Origin of the sequence: Cellvibrio fontiphilus (assembly GCF_042646205.1) — a bacterium.
Taxonomy (GTDB): Bacteria; Pseudomonadota; Gammaproteobacteria; order Pseudomonadales; family Cellvibrionaceae; genus Cellvibrio; species Cellvibrio fontiphilus_A.
This window is the reverse complement of the sequence record NZ_JBHRTF010000002.1, coordinates 435,495-453,029: the sequence shown is the minus strand read 5'-3', so window position 1 is coordinate 453,029 and position 17,535 is coordinate 435,495. Positions and strand designations below refer to the sequence as shown.

Here is a 17,535-nt window from a genome sequence, read left to right as displayed (position 1 = left end):
GCTGTTATTCTTCCATTCCCTTTAAAACTTAATTGCCGGCTTGTTGGTCTGCTGGCCTTACTTCCATGGGCGATAGTGCGCTGTGATGCAGGGTTTGTGTAGGCAGCGCAATTGCCGCGCCCTGTTTGCTGATAATGTCATATACCTTGAGCAAAACCTGCTGTTTCACCTGGTGATAGTGAATCCAGTTGGTGGTTTTGGTGAAGGCGTAAATAAAAAAATCCAGTGACGACGCATTAAATTTATTGAAGTTAACAATCGTCGTTTGTTCGGTATCAATTTCGTCATCGGCAATTAGCATTTGTTTTACTTCTGCCACTATTGCGTCCATCAAATGCGCATCTTCATAGCGAATGCCAATCACTTCATGAATACGCCTGTGGCTCATACGCGAAGGATTTTCCAGTGAAATGGTGGCAAAGGTGCCATTGGGAACATAGAGCGGGCGTTTATCAAAAGTGCGAATGGTGGTGAGCCGCCAACCAATTTTTTCCACTGTGCCCTCAATTTCTTTATCAGGCGAGCGCACCCAATCGCCCACGCTAAACGGGCGATCCAGATAAATCATCAGGCCGCCAAAAAAATTCGCCAGCAAATCTTTTGCAGCAAAACCAATCGCAATACCGCCAATACCGCCAAAGGCCAACACACCGGAAATGCTGTAGCCCATGGATTGCAAAATCACCAGGGTGGCGGTTACCAATACCGAGCCGCGCAATAATTTGCTCATGGCCGATACAGTGGTTGGGTCCATGGGCTCTTTCATTTTTTCCGGCGAGACAACAATCCGCTCGGCGCCGCCAATCAAACGCACAATAAACCAGGCGATCATCACAATTAAACCCAAGCGGGCAACAGGCTCGGCAAAACTGTAAAACTCGGTGTCCGCCACCTTGTCTGCCATAGCGGCCGAAAGCGATAAGCCGCCAATCCAAATCATCATGCTGATGGGTTTGCGCGCGGCCCAGAGCAGTGTGTCATCCCATAAATTATTGGTTCTAGTGAAGTGCTTTTGCAGCTGATCAAATATTTTTGCAACGATAAAACTCACCAAAAAAGTGAGAAATACCAGTGAAAATATTTTCACACTCCCGCCCCAACTAGTATCCGCCATGCCAAAACCAGCAAAGAGTTTATCGATAAAATCCAGCTTCATACTTACCTCTTTTCGCTAAGCGCCTCTGTTTCTGCAGATCCGGAGGCAAAATCAATCACTAATTGCAGTGCATCTTTACAAGAAACGTCTTCCAGTACCAGAGTCAATTTTTCATTCGAACCCGTGGTCAGAGTTTGTGTTGTACCACAGCGCTGGTTTATTTCATTTAAAACCGTTTGCGCATCGACATTAGCGACATCAATTGATATTTTTTTTCTGTTCAGCTTGTCAGTTTCTGCATTGACACAGAGCGCAATTGTTAAACTTGAAAGGCCGATAAAAATACTGGTCAGCAAGCTCTTTTCTAGCGCTGCCGCTGGTTTCTGCTTTCTAAACAAACGAGTGATTCTTGCTAATAATATTTTTTTACCAGTAATGCGCATGGCATTGGATTGATGAATATTCATATCTGCAAATTCCTTGAGTGTATTGGCGAAAAGCATTGGGTCATTAGTTATGGTTAGGGCAAAATCATCACAGGCATACTCACGCTCCTTATCGATTTGGTTACAAATCCAATATACAAAAGGGTTAAAAAAGAACAGGTTTTTGAGCAGCGCCTGTAGCAGGCCGACAAGAAAATCCTGTCGCCGTACATGGGCTAGTTCATGTAGCAAAATTGCTTCTACTTGCTGCTGGTTCATTTGCAAAAAAATGCCGGCAGGCAGCAAAACGACCGGCTTTAAATGACCAATCACACAAGGGGAAATGATAAGGGTGGATAAACGCAAAAATTCCCTTAACCACGACATAGCTATTTCCCCATCTTATCGAGGAAGGCTTTAATCTCATCCAATTCTTTTTTGGATGTTTTTTTATTGCCCAGCAATTGCATAACCAGTTGGGATTTGGAGCCACTAAAAGCGCTGTGTAGTAATTTATCCAGCAGAGAGCTTTGGGTTTCAGTTTGCGCACTCAGCGGAAAATAGATATGGCTTTTGCCATCTTTTCTTCGCCCCAATAAACCTTTTTGCTCCATGATCTGCATGGTTTTTAAGGTGGTGGTGTAACCAACCGGTTTTAGTTCGCTAAGTTTGTCATTTACGGTTTGTACTTTGGCTTCGCCGCATTGCCAAAGTACTTGCAAAATTTCCAGTTCGGCGGGAGTTGGAGTGGTCATTGCGTCACCTGAAAAATTAAATATATCTACGAAATGTTTCGTATCAAAATATACGAAGATCTACGTAGTTGCAAAGTTTTTTTGCCTTGAGGCTAAAAGCCCAACGATTTGAGCTAAGTTCTTGTATTGACAACCGATACACAAAGAGTAAATTGTGTAGCTATTGTGTATACATAAGGGGGGCGTATGCGAGCTGCGGCGATTAACCTGCGTGCTTTGCCTGAGCAGCGTGATCTGATTGATCAGGCGGCCAGGTTGTTGGGTAAAAACCGATCTGATTTTATGTTGGAAGCCGCTTGTGAGCGGGCTCAGGCGGTGTTGCTGGATCAGGTATTTTTCAGCTTGGATGCTGACAAAATGCAGCAATTTGCTGCCCTATTGGATGCGCCATTACAGGCTAACCAAGGTTTGGAGCGACTTATGGCAGTAAAAGCTCCTTGGGACAAGGGCGAGTAATGGGTTTGATTTTGACTGCCCCACAACCTCTGCTTGCATCTCACATCATCAGTGAATTCGATTGCGGTGAGGCCAGTTTGGATGATTGGCTTAAACGCCGTGCATTGGTGAATCAGGCGAGTGGTGCCAGCAGAACCTTTGTGGTGGTTGATGAGGCAAACCAGGTGCGCGGCTATTACGCGCTGGCGGCAGGTGCTGTTGCGCACCAACTGGCAACCGGATCAGTAAAACGCAACATGCCCGATCCCATCCCCGTTTTGGTGCTGGCGCGTTTGGCAGTAGATGGCCGCGCCCAAGGTATGAAGCTGGGTGCTGGCTTATTGCAGGATGCAGTTAAGCGCGCGCTTTCGGTTGCGCAAAATGCGGGTGTCAGAGCTTTGTTGGTACATGCGTTAAATGAAAAGGCCAAACAATTTTACGAATATTATGGTTTTAGTGTTTCGCCAATTCACCCACTGACGTTAATGCTGCGATTGAATTAAAACTCCCCATCCCGCGCCATGCGCTCGCGTTCTTTGCGCTCTTCCTCTTCTTCTTTGGCGTGTTCGATGATGCGCATCATGGTGGCGAGGTCGGCTTCGACGTTGCTCTGGGCGAATTCGCCGGTGAGGGGGCTGTCGGGGTGTAAATTGCCGTGTTGGTATAAATCCCAAATTTCTTCGGCGTAGTGGGTGACTAATAAATCCGGCGCGTATTGGCCGAAATAGTCGCGCATATTATTGACGTCGCGGGTGAGCATCATTTGCGCGCTGTTATTGCCGGCGGCATTCACGGCTTGCGGCAGGTCGATGACTACCGGGCCTGAGTGATCCACTAACACGTTAAATTCTGACAGGTCGCCGTGAACCAGGCCGGCGCAGAGCATGCGCACAATTTCGCGCATCATTTGCGCGTGGTATGCGCGCGCGGTTTCCGGGTCGAAGGCAACATTATCCAAACGCGGCGCCGGTTCGCCGTCTTCATCCACCACCAATTCCATCACCAGTACACCATCCACAAACCAGTAGGGTTTGGGGACACGCACACCGGCCTCGGCGAGGCGGTAGAGCGCTTCCACTTCGGCATTGAGCCAAGCCTCTTCGGCTTCTTTTTGGCCGTAGCGTGTGCCTTTGGCCATGGCGCGGGCGCGGCGCGAGTTGCGCACGGTGCGCCCCTCCTGGTATTGCACGGCTTGTTTGAAGCTGCGTTTATTGGCCTCTTTATAGACCTTGGCGCAGCGTATTTCGTCGTTGGCGCGCACCACAAACACTTGGGCTTCTTTGCCGCTCATCAAGGCGTAATAAACTTCATCGATCAAGCCATCGTTGACCAGGGATGCAAGGCGTGCAGGTAGTTTCATTGGAATCCGGTTCGGCAAAATGTGGTCATATGATATCACTCATCCCCAAAAAAAAGCCGCCCTGCTGGTGGCAGGGCGGCTCTGCTGAAACAGCGCGTGAATGGCCGTTAAATTTTTAAATGGGTTTGTAAAAACTTTTCCATGGCTTCAAAGGTCTGCTGGCGATGGGGCAGGTAATCCAGATAGTGAGTGCCCTCTTCCAGTTCGATGTATTCATGGGGTTTGCCGTGTTTTTTCAGCGCGCGCGCCATCACGCGGCTTTGCTCAACCGGTACTGAGGTGTCGTCGTCGCCATGAATGAGCAGGATTGGAATTTTCACCCGTTCAGCCATGTTGACTGGCGAGGTTTCTTTGAGCTGGCTTTTGTCTTCACCAAATTGTTTGCGCGCTGTGTTTTTATTGGTGAAGTAGCGGAACCGGTTGCTCATTTTTACCAAGTCAGACATGCCGGCAAAACTCACCGCACACTGGAACAGATCGGGGGTTTTGGTGGCGCCCATCAGCGCGGCGTAGCCACCGTAACTGGCGCCCACAATGCAGACTTTTTTGGAATCGGCAATTTTTTCATCCACCAAATATTTCACCGCGTCTTCCAGGTCGTCCTGCATTTCCAGGCCGTAACCACCTACGGCTTGCATCATAAAATCGTGGCCGTACCCCGAGGAGCCGCGGAAGTTGGGTTGGAATACCACGTAGCCGCGGTTGGCCATAAAGGTGGAGAACATATCAAATTCTTTACCGTCCTCACTCATGGGGCCGCCGTGGGGCAGGATGATGGTGGCAGTGGGTTTATTGGCAAAGGTTTTGGGCAGCGATAAAAAGCCTTCCAGCTCCAAACCATCGCGCGCTTTGTAGCGGCGGGTTTCTTTTTCGATGAGCACATCCTCGGTCAGTTCAGGATAGCGATTGGCCAAATGCGTGAGGGTTTTGGCATCGCGGTCGCCGTACATGTAGGTGCCGGGGTTGGTGGCGTTAGTGGTGTAGAGCACGTATTTACGCGCATCCGCACTCATATTGACTATGTAGTTGCGGGTGTCGGGCAGGGCTTTATCCAAACCGCCCTGGAAGGCTTGGAACTCTTTATTCCAGAACACACTGCGTGAACTGCCATCGTTGTAGTAAAGGCCAACCACTTCTTTATGGGCGTGGGAATAAATCAGGCGACCACTGACATCATAGCTGTCGTCACTCAGCATTAATTCGCGCGGGAAGCCGGGTTTGGACAGGTCTACCTTATAAAGCGCCTGGCGGCCTTCATGGTCGGCAAAAATATAAAGTTCGTTGGGGTTGCTGCCAAAACCGGCAATGCTGATATCCGGCTCATCCAACACCACATATTCCCAGGCCACTATCCACTTGTCAGTAGCGCTGTCCAAAATTTTGTAGGTGACTTTGCGGCTTTTATCGTCGTAGTGTTCACCGATGCGCACATTGCCCTGGCGGTCAGCAAACCAGGAGCGCACTGAGCCGGAGTGTTTTTTCACGCGTGTCAGGCGACCGGTGTACACATTGGCTTTGTATACGGTTTGATGCAGTGGCAGTTCGCGATCCACACTGATCAGCACATGCTCGGGGTCATCGGGCAAATAACTGATGACATTGTCCTGATACTGGCTGACCCAGCCATAGGGTGCATCGTCGTCGGGTTTGACCAGGGTAATCATCTTGCTGGGCTTTTTGGCATCGGTCGCCAGCAGGCGTGTCTGCATGTATTTCACGCCGTTTTGCATGCGGCTATCAAAGCGCAGGCTCATCAAAATGCGGTCGTTATTGGCCCAGCTCACCCAGTTGAATTTGAATTCTTCATTGTCGGTTTTGGCGGGGTAAAAAGTTTTGCCCGTGGTCAGGTCAATCACCATCACCACTGTATCGCCACCTACATTTTTTAAGGCCAGAAGATGGGTGCCATCGGGAGATAGCTCTATGTCCTCGATCATGGCGTCTTTGTAAAACACTTCCAGCGGCAGGGGTTGATGCTGGGTTTTAGTGGCGTGTACTAAGGCGGGAGTTAGACTGCAGGCGATCAATGCCAGCAAGACGCTCACTCGCAGGGGGGCTGCAAAGCAGGTGCGCAGAAACATACTTGAATCCTTGATGTAATTATTGAAAAAGCACGCGCAGGCAATGTCCTTGTGCCGGGTTCCATGAGCCTTGGGCTCGCGCGCGGTTCCAGAAAACAAGTGATGTGCTACGGCGTGGGTGCAGTATCCATAAGCCCTATTTGGACGTCAATCACAGCCTGGGCATCAATTCCGGCCCAGCGCGCGGCGGTAAAAACGCCCGGCGGCAAAATTAAGGTTCATTTAAGCGGCATTTCCTATTCTGGTTTCGTCGACACAGGCACAAGCCTTTCACGCTCTAACTTGAACTAACATAGAGGTACAAAACCATGAAACTGATCAACTCTACCCTGCTGTTTACTGCGTTAATTTCTGCTGCCGCGCTGGTGCAAGCCAAAGATGTAAGCCTTGATGAGGCTATTAAATTGCGTGATGCTGGCAGCATTCAGGCGTTCGACAAACTCAACGCCCTGGCATTGGCCCAGCACCCGGGTGCCCAGGTACAGGACACTGAGCTGGAAAACCAATGGGGTCGCTACGTGTATCAAATTGAACTGCGCGATGCACAGGGTTTTGAATGGGATATAGAGCTGGATGCCAATACCGGCGAAATCCTGAAAAACCAGCAAGATGACTAATCGGTAACTTTACTGCCAAAAGGTATGCAATGCGCCCCTTGATTCGCCCGCTGATTTATCTGGTTTTACTGGCCTTTACCTTCAGTGTGAAGGCCGGTGACCTGAGTCAGGATGAAGCCCTGCGTCTGCGCGAGGCGGGGCGCATTTTGCCGCTGGAAAATGTGCTCGCCATTATTGCGGCGCGTCACCCCGGCTCGCGGTTGTTGGAGGTTGAGCTGGAAGAGGAAGACGATATTTATATTTACGAAGTGGAATTAATTACGTCTCAGGGTACGGTGCGCGAGTTGGAAATAGCCGCCGCAAGCGGTGATGTATTAAAAGACGAAGAGGAGGACTGATGCGAATTCTTATCGTAGAAGATAACGTCAGCCTCGCCGATGAATTAACGGCGGATTTAAAACGTGCAGGCTACGCCGTGGATTGGCTTGCCGATGGCCGCGATGCAGCTTACCAGGGCGCAACCGAACCCTATGACTTGGTGGTGCTGGATTTAGGTTTGCCGGGCAAATCCGGCCTTGACGTATTGCGCGAATGGCGCGCTGCCCGGGTGCAGCATCCGGTGTTAATTCTCACCGCGCGCGATCACTGGGCCGAGCGTATTGAGGGTTTAAAAGCGGGCGCCGACGATTACCTCACCAAACCCTTTCACCCGGAAGAATTGCAGCTGCGTATTCAGGCGTTATTGCGCCGCGCGCACGGGCAAGTGAATCAGGCGCAATTAAGCGCGGCCGGTTTGCAATTGGATGAAGCCCAGCAACAGGTGATTAAAAATGGTGAATCATTTCAACTCACCGCCGCTGAATTCAGTTTGTTGCGTTATTTAATGTTGAACGCGGGAAAAATTATTTCCAAAACACAATTGCACGATCATTTGTACGATGGCGAAAGCGAACGCGACTCCAACGTGATTGAAGTGCACATCAATCACCTGCGCGCAAAGTTGGGCAAAGCGGCAATAGAAACGCGCCGCGGCCAGGGTTATCGTTTGGTGGAGCCAAATGCATGACATCTTTGCTAAAAAAGCTCAGGTTAACGCCGCTGCTGAATTCTATACAACAGCGTTTGGGGTTGGGTTTGATCAGCTTGTTATTGCTGGTAGGTTTAATATTCGCCCAGCTCGGCCTGTGGATTTTTGATCAGGGTTTGCGCCGTTATTTTACCGGCCAGTTGCAAACCCAAAGTGAAACACTGTTAGCCGCACTGGTGCGCGGGCCCAATGGTATTGAATTGGATCAGCAGCGCTTGGGCAGTGTTTATCATCGGCCGTTTTCCGGCTGGTATTTTGTGATCGATTTTAACGGCCAGCAGTGGCGCTCCCGCTCACTCTGGGATCACCCGCTCTCACTCACACAAGCGCCAGATCCCGGTGTGCTTTACGATGGCCCGCAACAACAGCAATTGTTAATTCACCGCGCGCAATTTCGTCGCTTTGGAAAAACCATCGTTATTCAGGTCGCACAGGATTACACCCCGCTGCTGGATAACTTTCGCCGCCTACAATACATGGGCGCCGGTTTAGGCATAGCGGCGCTGGTATTACTGGTGTTGTTACAGCGCTGGTTAGTCGCGCATTCGCTGCGCCCGCTGGAAAGCCTGCGTCGGCAAATTGCACAACTGCAACAGGGTGAACGCAGCACGCTGGAAACCAATGTGCCCAGTGAATTAAAACCGCTGGTAGAACAATTAAATCGGTTAAGCCATCACACCGAGGATCGCCTCAAACGCTCGCGCAATGCGCTGGGCAATTTGGGGCACGCGTTAAAAACACCGCTGGCCATTTTATTTAGCCTCGCCAATCGCAGTGAATTAAATTCACACCCGGAACTGCGCGAAAATTTTCGCCAGCAATTACAGCATATGCAGGAGCGCATTAGTCGCGAACTGGCGCGTGCGCGGCTCGCGGGCGAGGCCTTGCCCGGTGCGCATTTTCACTGCGCGAGCGAACTGCCGGATTTAATCGCCACCCTGCAATTAATTCATCGCCGCGACTTGCACATCCACTGGTCAGCGGCGGCGGATTTGCGTTTGCCCTGGGATCGCGAAGATATTCTGGAGCTGCTGGGCAACTTATTGGATAACGCCTGCAAATGGGCGCAACACCAGGTGCAGGTGAGCATCTCCCCATCTCATCAGCCGCAAGCGGGTTTTGAAATCCGCGTGGAAGATGATGGCCCCGGTATTGATGCAGCCGGACGCGAGCAGGTGTTAAGTCGCGGCACACGTATGGACGAACAGGTGCAAGGCCACGGCCTGGGCCTGGGCATAGTGCGCGATATAGTGGAACACTGCGGCGGCAAGCTGGGCTTGCAACAGAGTTCGCTCGGCGGCCTTGCGGTTGTTATACACTTACCGGCCAACAGCGCCGCTTAGTTGTGAAATTAAGGGCGACATTTATCCAGCCCTGAAGATGACAGCTATGCGCGGTATGCACTCCTCGGGCCTCTCGGCCCACCCCAATCAGGAACCCCGAACAGCCAGTGCCAAGGTTAATTTGCGCCAGAGCATGGCCTACCTTGTGCCCTATTTGTGGGAATTTAAAGGCCGTGTGCTGTTAGCGGTATTGGCCCTGCTTGCTGCCAAGGGCGCAACCCTGGTGATGCCCTGGGCGTTAAAACATATTATCGATGGCGTGGATGCCAGCCTCGCCGCGCCGATTATTTTCCCCGCATTTTTTATTTTATTTTATGGCGCGCTGCGTTTTGGCAGCGTGTTTTTTGGTGAACTGCGCGACGCGCTGTTTAGCCGCGTCACCGAACATGCCATGCGCAAAATAGGTTTGCGGGTATTCAAACACCTGCATTCACTCGAATTGGCATTTCATTTGGATCGCGCCACCGGCGGCATTAGCCGCGATATTGAACGCGGCACCAATGGCATCAGTTTTTTGATGCGCTTTTTAATGTTCAACATAGTGCCCACCCTGTTTGAAATTTTAATGGTGGCGATTATTTTTGCCGCCGCGTTTTCTATTTGGTACGCGCTGATTACCCTGATTGCCGTGGTGCTCTACGTAGTCTTTACCATTCTCACCACCGAGTGGCGCAATAAATTTGTGCGCGAGGCCAATCAAGCGGATTCCTCCACCAGCACCCGCGCAATCGATTCGCTGCTCAACTATGAAACGGTGAAATATTTTAATAACGAACAATACGAAGCTGACACCTACGATAAATTCCTCGCCAACTGGGAACAGGCCAAACTGAAAAACCGCATGTCCCTGCTCGCACTCAATTCCGGTCAGGCATTAATTATTGCGCTCGCCATTACCGCCATGATGTGGATGGCAGCGGACAGTGTGATGAACAAGGAAATGACGCTGGGTGATTTGGCGATGATCAATGCCTATATGATCCAGCTATTTATCCCGCTCAATTTTTTGGGTTTTGTCTACCGCGAAATTCGCCGCTCACTGACTGACCTGGAAAATATGTTGGCGCTGTTAAAACGCGACGCGAGTATTAAAGACGCTGATGGCGCGCCACCCCTGCAGATCAGTCGCGGAGAAATCCTTTGGCAAAATATTCATTTTGGTTATCACCCCGAGCGCCCTATTTTGCAGGATTTCAACTTGCAGATAGCCGCAGGTAGCAAGGTGGCAATTGTGGGTTCATCCGGCGCCGGTAAAAGTACCCTCGCGCGTTTGCTCTATCGCTTTTACGATATTAACGCCGGCCAGATTTTGATTGACGGGCAAGACATTCGCACCGTCACGCTGGATAGTTTGCGCCGCGCCATCGCCATAGTGCCGCAGGACACAGTGCTGTTTAACACCAGCATTCGCGACAATATTGCCTACGGTAATCCGCAGGCAAGCGATGAACAAATTGCCCGCGCTATTCGCATGGCGCATTTGGATAATTTTATTAACAGTTTGCCGGAGGGTGATAAAACCCTGGTGGGTGAGCGCGGTTTGAAAGTATCCGGCGGCGAAAAACAGCGTATTGCGATTGCGCGGGTTTTATTAAAAGGCGCACCGATTTTAATTTTTGATGAAGCCACCAGTGCGCTGGATTCACAATCGGAAAACGCTATTTTGGAAGCCATGCGCGAAGTTGCCAGCGGCCACACTACGCTGGTAATTGCCCATCGCCTTTCCACGGTGGTGGATGCCGACACTATTGTGGTGATGGATAAAGGCCGTGTCATCGAACAGGGAACCCACAATCAATTGCTTGAACAGCAAGGCCGTTATGCGCAGATGTGGGCGCTGCAATTACAGGATGAAAATTAACGCCCATTCAATAACCACTAAAAAGATCCAAAGCGGTGCGCTGCGCTGCCAATTTGCACCAGCGGCTGTGCAATCTGTGCATCGCTTGGGTTGCTATTTTTAAAAGCTGTGGGTTTTTCAGCACCAAAATAAAACATTTTTCCCTCCTTCACGCCAAATTTTTACTTGGCACAAGTTTCGCTATGGCTTAGCCCAGGTGTGTAACTGCACTGGGAGTAGTCAAGGGCAAAATTCGGATCGCCCAATCGCAACCCTGACTGTTTATTTAATGGTGTCGGTTGCGGCAATTTATTGTCATAAGGGCGTGACTTATGTCGACAAGGTTTCAATTCGAGTTCGGTAAATATCGCGGCATTCTTATTTCTGTAGCATTATTTTTATTGCTCGATGCCTCAGTGTTAATGCTCAATTTTTATGTGTCGTTTGAGATTGCGGACGATGCCGTTGGCGTAAACCTCGCGGGGCGCCAGCGCATGTTGTCGCAGCGTATGGCTAAAAGTTTGTTAGTGTTGGACAGCGCGCGCGACGATCCCGCTGCGTTTCAAGCCGCTTACGATGAATTGTTATTAAGTAAATCGCTGTTTGATGAAACCCTGCAAGCGTTTAGCCAAGGTGGCAGTGTGCGCGGCGCCGGAAAAGAAATGGTAATGCTGGACGCCGTTACTAATCGCGCCGGACGCGATGCCTTGCACAATACCGAACAATTGTGGCGGCCTTATAAAATAGCGGTAGATAATTTTATTGCCAGCCGTTCAGCTAACACCGGTGAATTAACCGGTGACTCACAAACGGCGCTTGCAGCAGCAGTGGCTATGGCGCGGTTGCACAATTTACCCATACTCGCCTCCATGAATGACTTAACCATCAGCCTGGAGCAGGTGGCAGCGTCCAAAGCCAAACGTTTGCGCTTGATTCAAACCATTGGCATCAGCCTGGCGGTAATCAACTTCCTGTTTATTTTGCTGCATTTTATTCGCCAGTTGCGCGACAGCGATGCGGTGATCGAAAAAGCGCGGCGTGAAACTAACGAGATTTTACAAACTGTTAACGAAGGCCTTTTTCTGATTGATCACCAACTGATTATTGGTGAGCAGCACTCTGCAAAATTAAGCGAAGTCCTGGGCAATCAATCGTTTGCCGGTAAATCTTTCCAAACGCTACTGGAAAATATGATTAGCGAAAAAGACGCTGAAACCGCGCGCGGTTTTATCGAGCTATTATTTGACCCAAAAATAAAAGAAAAACTCATTGGCGATTTAAATCCGCTCAGTGAGGTAGAAGTTAACATCGCCCAAGCCAACGGCGGCTTTCTCACTAAACATTTACAGTTCACCTTTGCGCGCGCTTATCAAGAGCGGGAAATTTCCCATGTGCTGGTGACAGTATTGGATATCTCGGCCCAAGTAAAATTAGCGCGCGAATTAAACGAAAGCCGCAAACACAATGAATCGCAATTGGAGATGCTCACCAGTTTGCTGCATACCCACCCTGAATTACTCAAAGAATTTATCCATAATAGTTTCCAGTGTTTTAATCGCATCAACAGTATTTTGCGCCAGCCCGCCAAAAGTGCGACTGCGGTGCGCGATAAAGCCGTGAATATTTTTCGGGAAATCCACAATTTTAAAGGTGAGGCCGCATCGCTCAAGCTGGAATTTTTTGAAAATACTGCCCACGCCATGGAAGATACATTGGCGCAACTGCGCACCAAACCTGAATTAAGCGGCAATGATTATTTGGGTTTTACCGTGCAATTGGAGAATCTCATCAGTTACACCCAGCAGGTGCAATTATTAACTGAAAAGTTGGGCCAATTTGCGCTGGTGGGGAACAGCGCGCCGCGGGTTTTATCCAGCCAGATTATTAAGGGCAATCGCCGCAGCGATGGTTGGGAACATCTGTCGGATTTTGTGCAAAACCTGGCGCTGCGCAACGGTAAACAATTGCGCTTGGTCAGCAGTGGGTTAAGTGAAATTGATTTGGCGCCCGAGTGCGAACAACAGCTGAAAGAAATTTGTATTCAACTGCTGCGCAATGCGGTGGTGCACGGCATAGAGACACCCGAGGAACGCCGCCTTAGCGAAAAATCACCCATTGGGCGTATTGATCTGCGCCTTGCAAAACTCTCGGACACTGAAATGGAATTAACTGTGAGTGATGATGGCAAGGGACTGGATTATCAGGCCATTCGCGAAAAAGCACTTGGCTCGGGCAAATGGTCGGAGCAGGAAATTGAATCCTGGAGTAATAAACAATTGCTCGGATTAATTTTTCAGGCCGGGTTTAGCACCGCGCAGGAGCTGACCAAAGATGCGGGGCGCGGCATAGGTATGGAAGCGGTGATGCAACACGTGATTGGCCAGCGCGGCAAAATTACTGTGGCCAGTCGCGCCGGCGAATTCTGCCGGTTTGTGATTAGCCTGCCAATTATTCCACGCACTACAGAAATCCCAACCAGTGCTACAAAAGGATCGGCCTATGCTGTCACTGATGATTGTTGATGATTCCAATATTATCCGGCGCAAAATTGAACGCTGTAATGACAGCGACCAATTTACTGTTGTCGCTTCTGCCGCGAATGGTTTGCAGGCGCTGGAGTTATTCAAACAAACCCGCCCGCAATTGGTGACTATGGATTTAACCATGCCGGAAATGGATGGCATTGCTTGCATCCAACAGCTGGTTGCCGTTGATCCCGCTGTGCGAATTTTGGTGATATCCGCACTCAGCGATAAAGCCACGGGTATAGATGCGTTAAAAAAAGGCGCGCGCGGTTTTTTATGTAAACCCTTTACGGAAGAACAATTGCTGGATGCGTTGACCGAGTTAACCCAGGATTAAGGATCAATAAATGTCTGAACAAACACTGCAAGTATTTATTGATGGTGTAGTGCGTTATTTTCAGCACACCAATGATAAAGATGTAAAAGTAGGCACGCCCTATTTGGCAGAAAACCAGAATCCGGCGGCTTATGATGTCACCGGTATTATTGGTATCTCCGGGCCTTATCGCGGCTGCGTATATTTCACCGCGCCGCGAATTTTATTAAAACATTTGCTGCTGAGCATCGGCGAGTTGGATACCAGCAACGAACATATTTTTGATTTGGTCGGCGAAGTTGCCAATACCATTTCCGGCAACGCGCGCAGCAGTTTTGGCCATGAATTTATGATTTCGGTGCCGGTAATGATTGAAGGCGCTCCCAGCCATATCCATTTGCCCAAACAGCTGCGCTCATATGTAATCCCGGTGTACTGGAAGTCCTATCACGCGGCGGTAGTTATTTGTCTTGAGTAATATATTCATCAGACAGGCTTTTTATAACCGGCGCGCTGGGCATCAAAATGTTGTTGATTCATCAAATCGATACCGCAGGATAAATTGCTAATCCAATCCAAAAAGCGCTGCACCATGGCGCGCCCGACAAAAGGGCTGCCGTGCTGCGGCACTATCATTTCCACATCCATTTCGCGAACCATATTGGCCCATAAACGACAGGCTTTATTGCTTGCCATGTAGCGCTGGTGAAAGCCCAGCATATGCGGAATATGCGCATCAAAATCAGCAATAGGCTGCTCGGCGTGTTCTTCAATTAACGATGCCCCCATATCGCCACTGAATAAAATTTTGCTGACGGGATCGTAAAACTGGAAATTGCCCACCGAATGTAAAAAGTGCGCGGGCAACACAATAATTTCGCTGTTGCCAAATGCAATAGCACCACCCTTGTCAGGCATGGCGATAATACGCTCCTCCAAATTTTGGCTGAGTTGCTGGGTAATATATTGCGATGCCAAGTGCGGTAAAAAACGCGACCAGAGTTTGGAGGTAACGACCTGACATTGGGTGTACATCATCCAGCGCGGCAGTGAGGCAATAATATCCGGGTCCTGGTGCGAGGCAAAAATATAATCCAGCTGATGGGTTTTTACCCGTTTACCCAATTCGATATTCAGCGGCGTGTAAGTTAAGTCGCCGCCGGGATCAATCAATGCGGCGCGGTTGTTATCGATAATTAAAAATTGGTTGGCTTGTATGCCCTCGCCTACCACCAAATCAGAAAACTGAATACATTGATGGCCATTGTGGTTGTAAAGAAAATGGGCTTTGTCGTGTCGCGTGAGTGCCTGGTTCATGCTGCTGCGTCCTGAATACAAAACGCGCTAGCATAAAGCCTGGTAGCGATGAGCTATTGATAGGTATCAAACAAAGCCGATTAATGTCTCGCGAGTTGTGTGCGACGGGTTTATTCGATTAACCAATACCACAGTTGGCAAATACCAACAGCGCTTACGCCGCCCAACATCAATAATGCAAACGGCATGGCGGTGCCGGTATAAAAATAAGCGAGTAGTGGGCCGGCAAAAGCGCCGCTGCCAAAACGCAGGGTCCCGGTCACGGCGGTTGCTGTACCTGAGTGATGCGGAAATTTCATTAACACTATGGCGTCGGCATTGGTGGACATAATGGTCAGCGCACCCATCAAGGGCGCGATACTCAGCACAGTCCAAATTAAACCCAATTCAAAATAACTGACGGCGCACAATGTGCCGGCGCTGATTAATGCAACGGCTAAAGCGCCGCGCAACATCCGCAGTGAACCCAACCGCGTCACCCAGCGGCTGTTAATAAAATTGGCGGCAATCAAACAAATAACATTGGCGCCAAAGAGCAGGCTGAAGGTTTGTTCGCTCACACCAAAATAATTAATGTAAACAAACGAAACGGCAGTGATAAAACAAAAAAAGGCGAATGAGCCAAACATCATGCTCATGATCATCGGGCGCGCCTGACGATGGGAAAATACGATTTTATAACCGCTAAAAAATCCCTTATCGGTGTCCTCCAGGGTAGCAATGGGTTTATTTATTTCCGGTAACCATTTCCACACCAGCGCAAAAATCATAACGCCATATAACGCGAGCAATATAAAAATGCTGCGCCAATCGCTAAACCATAACACCACACTGCCAATGCCCGGTGCGAGCAGCGGGGCCAACATCATCATCATGGATAAATAAGACATGCCCTTGGCGGTATGCTCTTGATACAACTGTCGCACCAGCCCCGGCACAACAACGGTTGCAGCAGCTCCGCAAAATGCCTGGGTTGCGCGCAGGATTAAAAAAAGTTGCGCGTCTTGCACCAGTGCCAAGCCAATACTGCTGAGTGTAAAACCGGTCAAACCAAAAATAGCCAGGGGCCGGCGCCCGAGTAAATCAGCCAGCGGGCCAAACAACAGCATGCCAATACCGTAGGCCGCGAGAAAAATACTCAGCGATTGTTGCACTGTGCCTATATGAGTCTGCAAATCAGTGGCAATGTTGGGCATGGCGGGCAGGTACATGTCTACCGCCAGGGGCGTGGTGGCAATAACTGCGGCGAGCAGCACAATTAAATAAGGGTGGGATTCACGGGTCATAAGCTGGATGCGTTTCGCTACCTCTGAAAACTCATCACATACTAATGTGCGAGGCTCTTCATTAAGAGCCTGCACCATAAAACAGATTCAACCAATTTTTCGATCAATCACCGCCATCATTCACAATTGTTTTGCAATTTGGCAATGGCATCGGGGTAATGAGACTGCAACAGCGCTAACTGTTCCTTGCCTAAATACTTTTGCGCAAAGTCCCGGGGCGCGACACCGTTGTGCCAATCGCAGTGCACTACCGCAAGGGTTGCGAGGTTTTGTGCAACCGGGGTTTTCAGGTAGGGGCGATAATTCTTGTCTTGTGCGAGCTGGGCAAATTTATCCAATTCGCTCACATAGAAGCTGGCATCGCGGGTGAAGGTTACGCCGTGAATACCCGCCTGTTCCATGATGGCTTTGACATAGGTGGGTTTGAGTGGTGCGGCGGTGGCGGGCCAATCGCTCAGGGTAAAGCTGTTGGTTTGCGCCATTAGCGCAGTGCTAAGCATTGTTGCTATGGCGGCGAAGAATGTTTTTTTCACTCGTGCTCTTTGCATAAAATCCTCCGGTAAATTCAGCTGCGCAGTATAGCCTTGGCGGCAAATCCGCAGTGTTTGCCCGGCAAAAGTTAAATCATTGACTTTGGTGGAAACGCGTGTAGACTGGGTTCCAGCTTGAAAGTACGTCTAATATTTATGCACCACATTTCGAAGTTCCAGTAATAGAATTTTGGCCTGTTTACATAAGTAATTCCCACATTTCCAGCACAATCGCCCCTCGGGGTAATCCTTACTTTTGTATTAATAGGTAACACTATGTCTAAAACTACTACTGGCACTGTAAAATGGTTCAACGAAGCTAAAGGTTTCGGTTTCATCGAACAAGAATCTGGTCCAGATGTTTTCGCTCACTTCTCTGCTATTTCTGGTTCAGGCTTCAAAACCCTGGCTGAAGGCCAAAAAGTTAGCTTCACTGTGACCCAAGGCCAAAAAGGCCCACAGGCTGAAAACATCACCGCTATCTAATTCCTTACGGATTTAGAAGTGTGATTAAAAAGGCGAGATGCAAATCTCGCCTTTTTTATTGCCTGCAGATTACTGATTTTCTCCCATGTTGCAGGT

19 protein-coding genes are annotated in these 17,535 nt (G+C 49.6%); 11 read left to right on the top strand and 8 right to left on the bottom strand.

Translation table 11 applies throughout. The features are described 5' to 3' along the window. Positions 1–28 precede the first annotated feature (28 nt). The 3 genes from ACFODX_RS03815 to ACFODX_RS03805 are packed head-to-tail and all read right to left on the bottom strand — an operon-like array spanning position 29 to position 2,276. The gene (locus ACFODX_RS03815; protein ID WP_378116954.1) at positions 29–1,150 is read right to left on the bottom strand and encodes a mechanosensitive ion channel family protein; all 1,122 of its coding nucleotides are present in this window, start codon (positions 1,148–1,150) and stop codon (positions 29–31) included. An 8-nt stretch (positions 1,151–1,158) separates the two neighbouring features. After that, positions 1,159–1,908 (bottom strand): M56 family metallopeptidase, encoded by a 750-nt coding sequence (locus ACFODX_RS03810; protein ID WP_378116219.1) that lies wholly within the window; start codon positions 1,906–1,908, stop codon positions 1,159–1,161. A gap of 2 nt (positions 1,909–1,910) precedes the next feature. After that, on the bottom strand, positions 1,911–2,276 hold the full coding sequence (locus tag ACFODX_RS03805; RefSeq protein ID WP_378116217.1) for a BlaI/MecI/CopY family transcriptional regulator: 366 nt from the start codon (positions 2,274–2,276) through the stop codon (positions 1,911–1,913). Between the two features lie 186 nt (positions 2,277–2,462). On the opposite strand from ACFODX_RS03805, the gene ACFODX_RS03800 reads away from it, so the two are divergent. Continuing rightward, complete coding sequence (locus ACFODX_RS03800; protein WP_378116215.1) at positions 2,463–2,732, top strand: type II toxin-antitoxin system TacA family antitoxin; 270 nt, start codon at positions 2,463–2,465, stop codon at positions 2,730–2,732. Continuing rightward, the gene (locus ACFODX_RS03795) at positions 2,732–3,214 is read left to right on the top strand and encodes a GNAT family N-acetyltransferase (RefSeq protein WP_378116213.1); all 483 of its coding nucleotides are present in this window, start codon (positions 2,732–2,734) and stop codon (positions 3,212–3,214) included. Before ACFODX_RS03800 ends, ACFODX_RS03795 begins: the two co-directional genes overlap by 1 nt. On the opposite strand, the gene ACFODX_RS03790 is transcribed toward ACFODX_RS03795, so the two are convergent. Both ACFODX_RS03790 and ACFODX_RS03785 read right to left on the bottom strand, forming a co-directional pair. Further along, positions 3,211–4,071 (bottom strand): PA4780 family RIO1-like protein kinase, encoded by an 861-nt coding sequence (locus tag ACFODX_RS03790; protein WP_378116211.1) that lies wholly within the window; start codon positions 4,069–4,071, stop codon positions 3,211–3,213. The two genes, ACFODX_RS03795 and ACFODX_RS03790, sit on opposite strands and share 4 nt — an antisense overlap. Positions 4,072–4,178: 107 nt before the next feature. Beyond that, complete coding sequence (locus ACFODX_RS03785) at positions 4,179–6,152, bottom strand: alpha/beta hydrolase family protein (protein WP_378116209.1); 1,974 nt, start codon at positions 6,150–6,152, stop codon at positions 4,179–4,181. Between the two features lie 308 nt (positions 6,153–6,460). On the opposite strand from ACFODX_RS03785, the gene ACFODX_RS03780 reads away from it, so the two are divergent. From ACFODX_RS03780 to ACFODX_RS03745, 8 genes are all read left to right on the top strand, one after another. Further along, complete coding sequence (locus tag ACFODX_RS03780) at positions 6,461–6,769, top strand: PepSY domain-containing protein (protein WP_324257175.1); 309 nt, start codon at positions 6,461–6,463, stop codon at positions 6,767–6,769. Between the two features lie 29 nt (positions 6,770–6,798). Beyond that, on the top strand, positions 6,799–7,107 hold the full coding sequence (locus tag ACFODX_RS03775) for a PepSY domain-containing protein (RefSeq protein ID WP_324257174.1): 309 nt from the start codon (positions 6,799–6,801) through the stop codon (positions 7,105–7,107). Beyond that, on the top strand, positions 7,107–7,775 hold the full coding sequence (locus ACFODX_RS03770) for a response regulator transcription factor (protein WP_324257173.1): 669 nt from the start codon (positions 7,107–7,109) through the stop codon (positions 7,773–7,775). The genes ACFODX_RS03775 and ACFODX_RS03770 overlap by 1 nt, the downstream gene beginning before the upstream one ends. Beyond that, on the top strand, positions 7,772–9,139 hold the full coding sequence (locus ACFODX_RS03765) for a sensor histidine kinase (protein WP_378116205.1): 1,368 nt from the start codon (positions 7,772–7,774) through the stop codon (positions 9,137–9,139). Before ACFODX_RS03770 ends, ACFODX_RS03765 begins: the two co-directional genes overlap by 4 nt. Before the next feature lie 46 nt (positions 9,140–9,185). Then, positions 9,186–11,000, top strand: a complete 1,815-nt coding sequence (locus ACFODX_RS03760; RefSeq protein WP_378116952.1) for an ABCB family ABC transporter ATP-binding protein/permease — start codon at positions 9,186–9,188, stop codon at positions 10,998–11,000. A gap of 311 nt (positions 11,001–11,311) precedes the next feature. Further along, positions 11,312–13,501: an ATP-binding protein gene (locus tag ACFODX_RS03755; protein ID WP_378116203.1), complete on the top strand. Its 2,190-nt coding sequence runs from the start codon at positions 11,312–11,314 to the stop codon at positions 13,499–13,501. Continuing rightward, on the top strand, positions 13,479–13,841 hold the full coding sequence (locus ACFODX_RS03750) for a response regulator (RefSeq protein ID WP_378116201.1): 363 nt from the start codon (positions 13,479–13,481) through the stop codon (positions 13,839–13,841). Before ACFODX_RS03755 ends, ACFODX_RS03750 begins: the two co-directional genes overlap by 23 nt. Before the next feature lie 10 nt (positions 13,842–13,851). Continuing rightward, complete coding sequence (locus ACFODX_RS03745; RefSeq protein ID WP_378116199.1) at positions 13,852–14,298, top strand: chemotaxis protein CheX; 447 nt, start codon at positions 13,852–13,854, stop codon at positions 14,296–14,298. A gap of 8 nt (positions 14,299–14,306) precedes the next feature. Here ACFODX_RS03745 and ACFODX_RS03740 read toward each other — a convergent pair whose 3' ends face one another. From ACFODX_RS03740 to ACFODX_RS03730, 3 genes are all read right to left on the bottom strand, one after another. Beyond that, on the bottom strand, positions 14,307–15,137 hold the full coding sequence (locus ACFODX_RS03740; protein WP_378116197.1) for an MBL fold metallo-hydrolase: 831 nt from the start codon (positions 15,135–15,137) through the stop codon (positions 14,307–14,309). A 110-nt stretch (positions 15,138–15,247) separates the two neighbouring features. Further along, on the bottom strand, positions 15,248–16,423 hold the full coding sequence (locus ACFODX_RS03735; RefSeq protein WP_378116195.1) for a Bcr/CflA family efflux MFS transporter: 1,176 nt from the start codon (positions 16,421–16,423) through the stop codon (positions 15,248–15,250). Between the two features lie 116 nt (positions 16,424–16,539). Further along, positions 16,540–16,971, bottom strand: coding sequence for a hypothetical protein (locus ACFODX_RS03730; protein ID WP_378116194.1), 432 nt, complete (start codon positions 16,969–16,971; stop codon positions 16,540–16,542). A gap of 258 nt (positions 16,972–17,229) precedes the next feature. Here ACFODX_RS03730 and ACFODX_RS03725 point away from each other — a divergent pair, with 258 nt between their 5' ends. Continuing rightward, the gene (locus tag ACFODX_RS03725) at positions 17,230–17,439 is read left to right on the top strand and encodes a cold-shock protein (RefSeq protein ID WP_007638858.1); all 210 of its coding nucleotides are present in this window, start codon (positions 17,230–17,232) and stop codon (positions 17,437–17,439) included. Positions 17,440–17,535: the final 96 nt, after the last annotated feature.

Excerpts from the sequence above, each read along its gene's own strand:
- ACFODX_RS03810 (WP_378116219.1), bottom strand. The coding sequence starts at position 1,908 with ATGTCGTGGTTAAGGGAATTTTTGCGTTTATCCACCCTTATCATTTCC.
- ACFODX_RS03805 (WP_378116217.1), bottom strand. The coding sequence starts at position 2,276 with ATGACCACTCCAACTCCCGCCGAACTGGAAATTTTGCAAGTACTTTGG.
- ACFODX_RS03800 (WP_378116215.1), top strand. The coding sequence starts at position 2,463 with ATGCGAGCTGCGGCGATTAACCTGCGTGCTTTGCCTGAGCAGCGTGAT.
- ACFODX_RS03795 (WP_378116213.1), top strand. The coding sequence starts at position 2,732 with ATGGGTTTGATTTTGACTGCCCCACAACCTCTGCTTGCATCTCACATC.
- ACFODX_RS03790 (WP_378116211.1), bottom strand. The coding sequence starts at position 4,071 with ATGAAACTACCTGCACGCCTTGCATCCCTGGTCAACGATGGCTTGATC.
- ACFODX_RS03785 (WP_378116209.1), bottom strand. The coding sequence starts at position 6,152 with ATGTTTCTGCGCACCTGCTTTGCAGCCCCCCTGCGAGTGAGCGTCTTG.
- ACFODX_RS03780 (WP_324257175.1), top strand. The coding sequence starts at position 6,461 with ATGAAACTGATCAACTCTACCCTGCTGTTTACTGCGTTAATTTCTGCT.
- ACFODX_RS03775 (WP_324257174.1), top strand. The coding sequence starts at position 6,799 with ATGCGCCCCTTGATTCGCCCGCTGATTTATCTGGTTTTACTGGCCTTT.
- ACFODX_RS03770 (WP_324257173.1), top strand. The coding sequence starts at position 7,107 with ATGCGAATTCTTATCGTAGAAGATAACGTCAGCCTCGCCGATGAATTA.
- ACFODX_RS03765 (WP_378116205.1), top strand. The coding sequence starts at position 7,772 with ATGACATCTTTGCTAAAAAAGCTCAGGTTAACGCCGCTGCTGAATTCT.
- ACFODX_RS03760 (WP_378116952.1), top strand. The coding sequence starts at position 9,186 with ATGCGCGGTATGCACTCCTCGGGCCTCTCGGCCCACCCCAATCAGGAA.
- ACFODX_RS03755 (WP_378116203.1), top strand. The coding sequence starts at position 11,312 with ATGTCGACAAGGTTTCAATTCGAGTTCGGTAAATATCGCGGCATTCTT.
- ACFODX_RS03750 (WP_378116201.1), top strand. The coding sequence starts at position 13,479 with ATGCTGTCACTGATGATTGTTGATGATTCCAATATTATCCGGCGCAAA.
- ACFODX_RS03745 (WP_378116199.1), top strand. The coding sequence starts at position 13,852 with ATGTCTGAACAAACACTGCAAGTATTTATTGATGGTGTAGTGCGTTAT.
- ACFODX_RS03740 (WP_378116197.1), bottom strand. The coding sequence starts at position 15,137 with ATGAACCAGGCACTCACGCGACACGACAAAGCCCATTTTCTTTACAAC.
- ACFODX_RS03735 (WP_378116195.1), bottom strand. The coding sequence starts at position 16,423 with ATGACCCGTGAATCCCACCCTTATTTAATTGTGCTGCTCGCCGCAGTT.
- ACFODX_RS03730 (WP_378116194.1), bottom strand. The coding sequence starts at position 16,971 with ATGCAAAGAGCACGAGTGAAAAAAACATTCTTCGCCGCCATAGCAACA.
- ACFODX_RS03725 (WP_007638858.1), top strand. The coding sequence starts at position 17,230 with ATGTCTAAAACTACTACTGGCACTGTAAAATGGTTCAACGAAGCTAAA.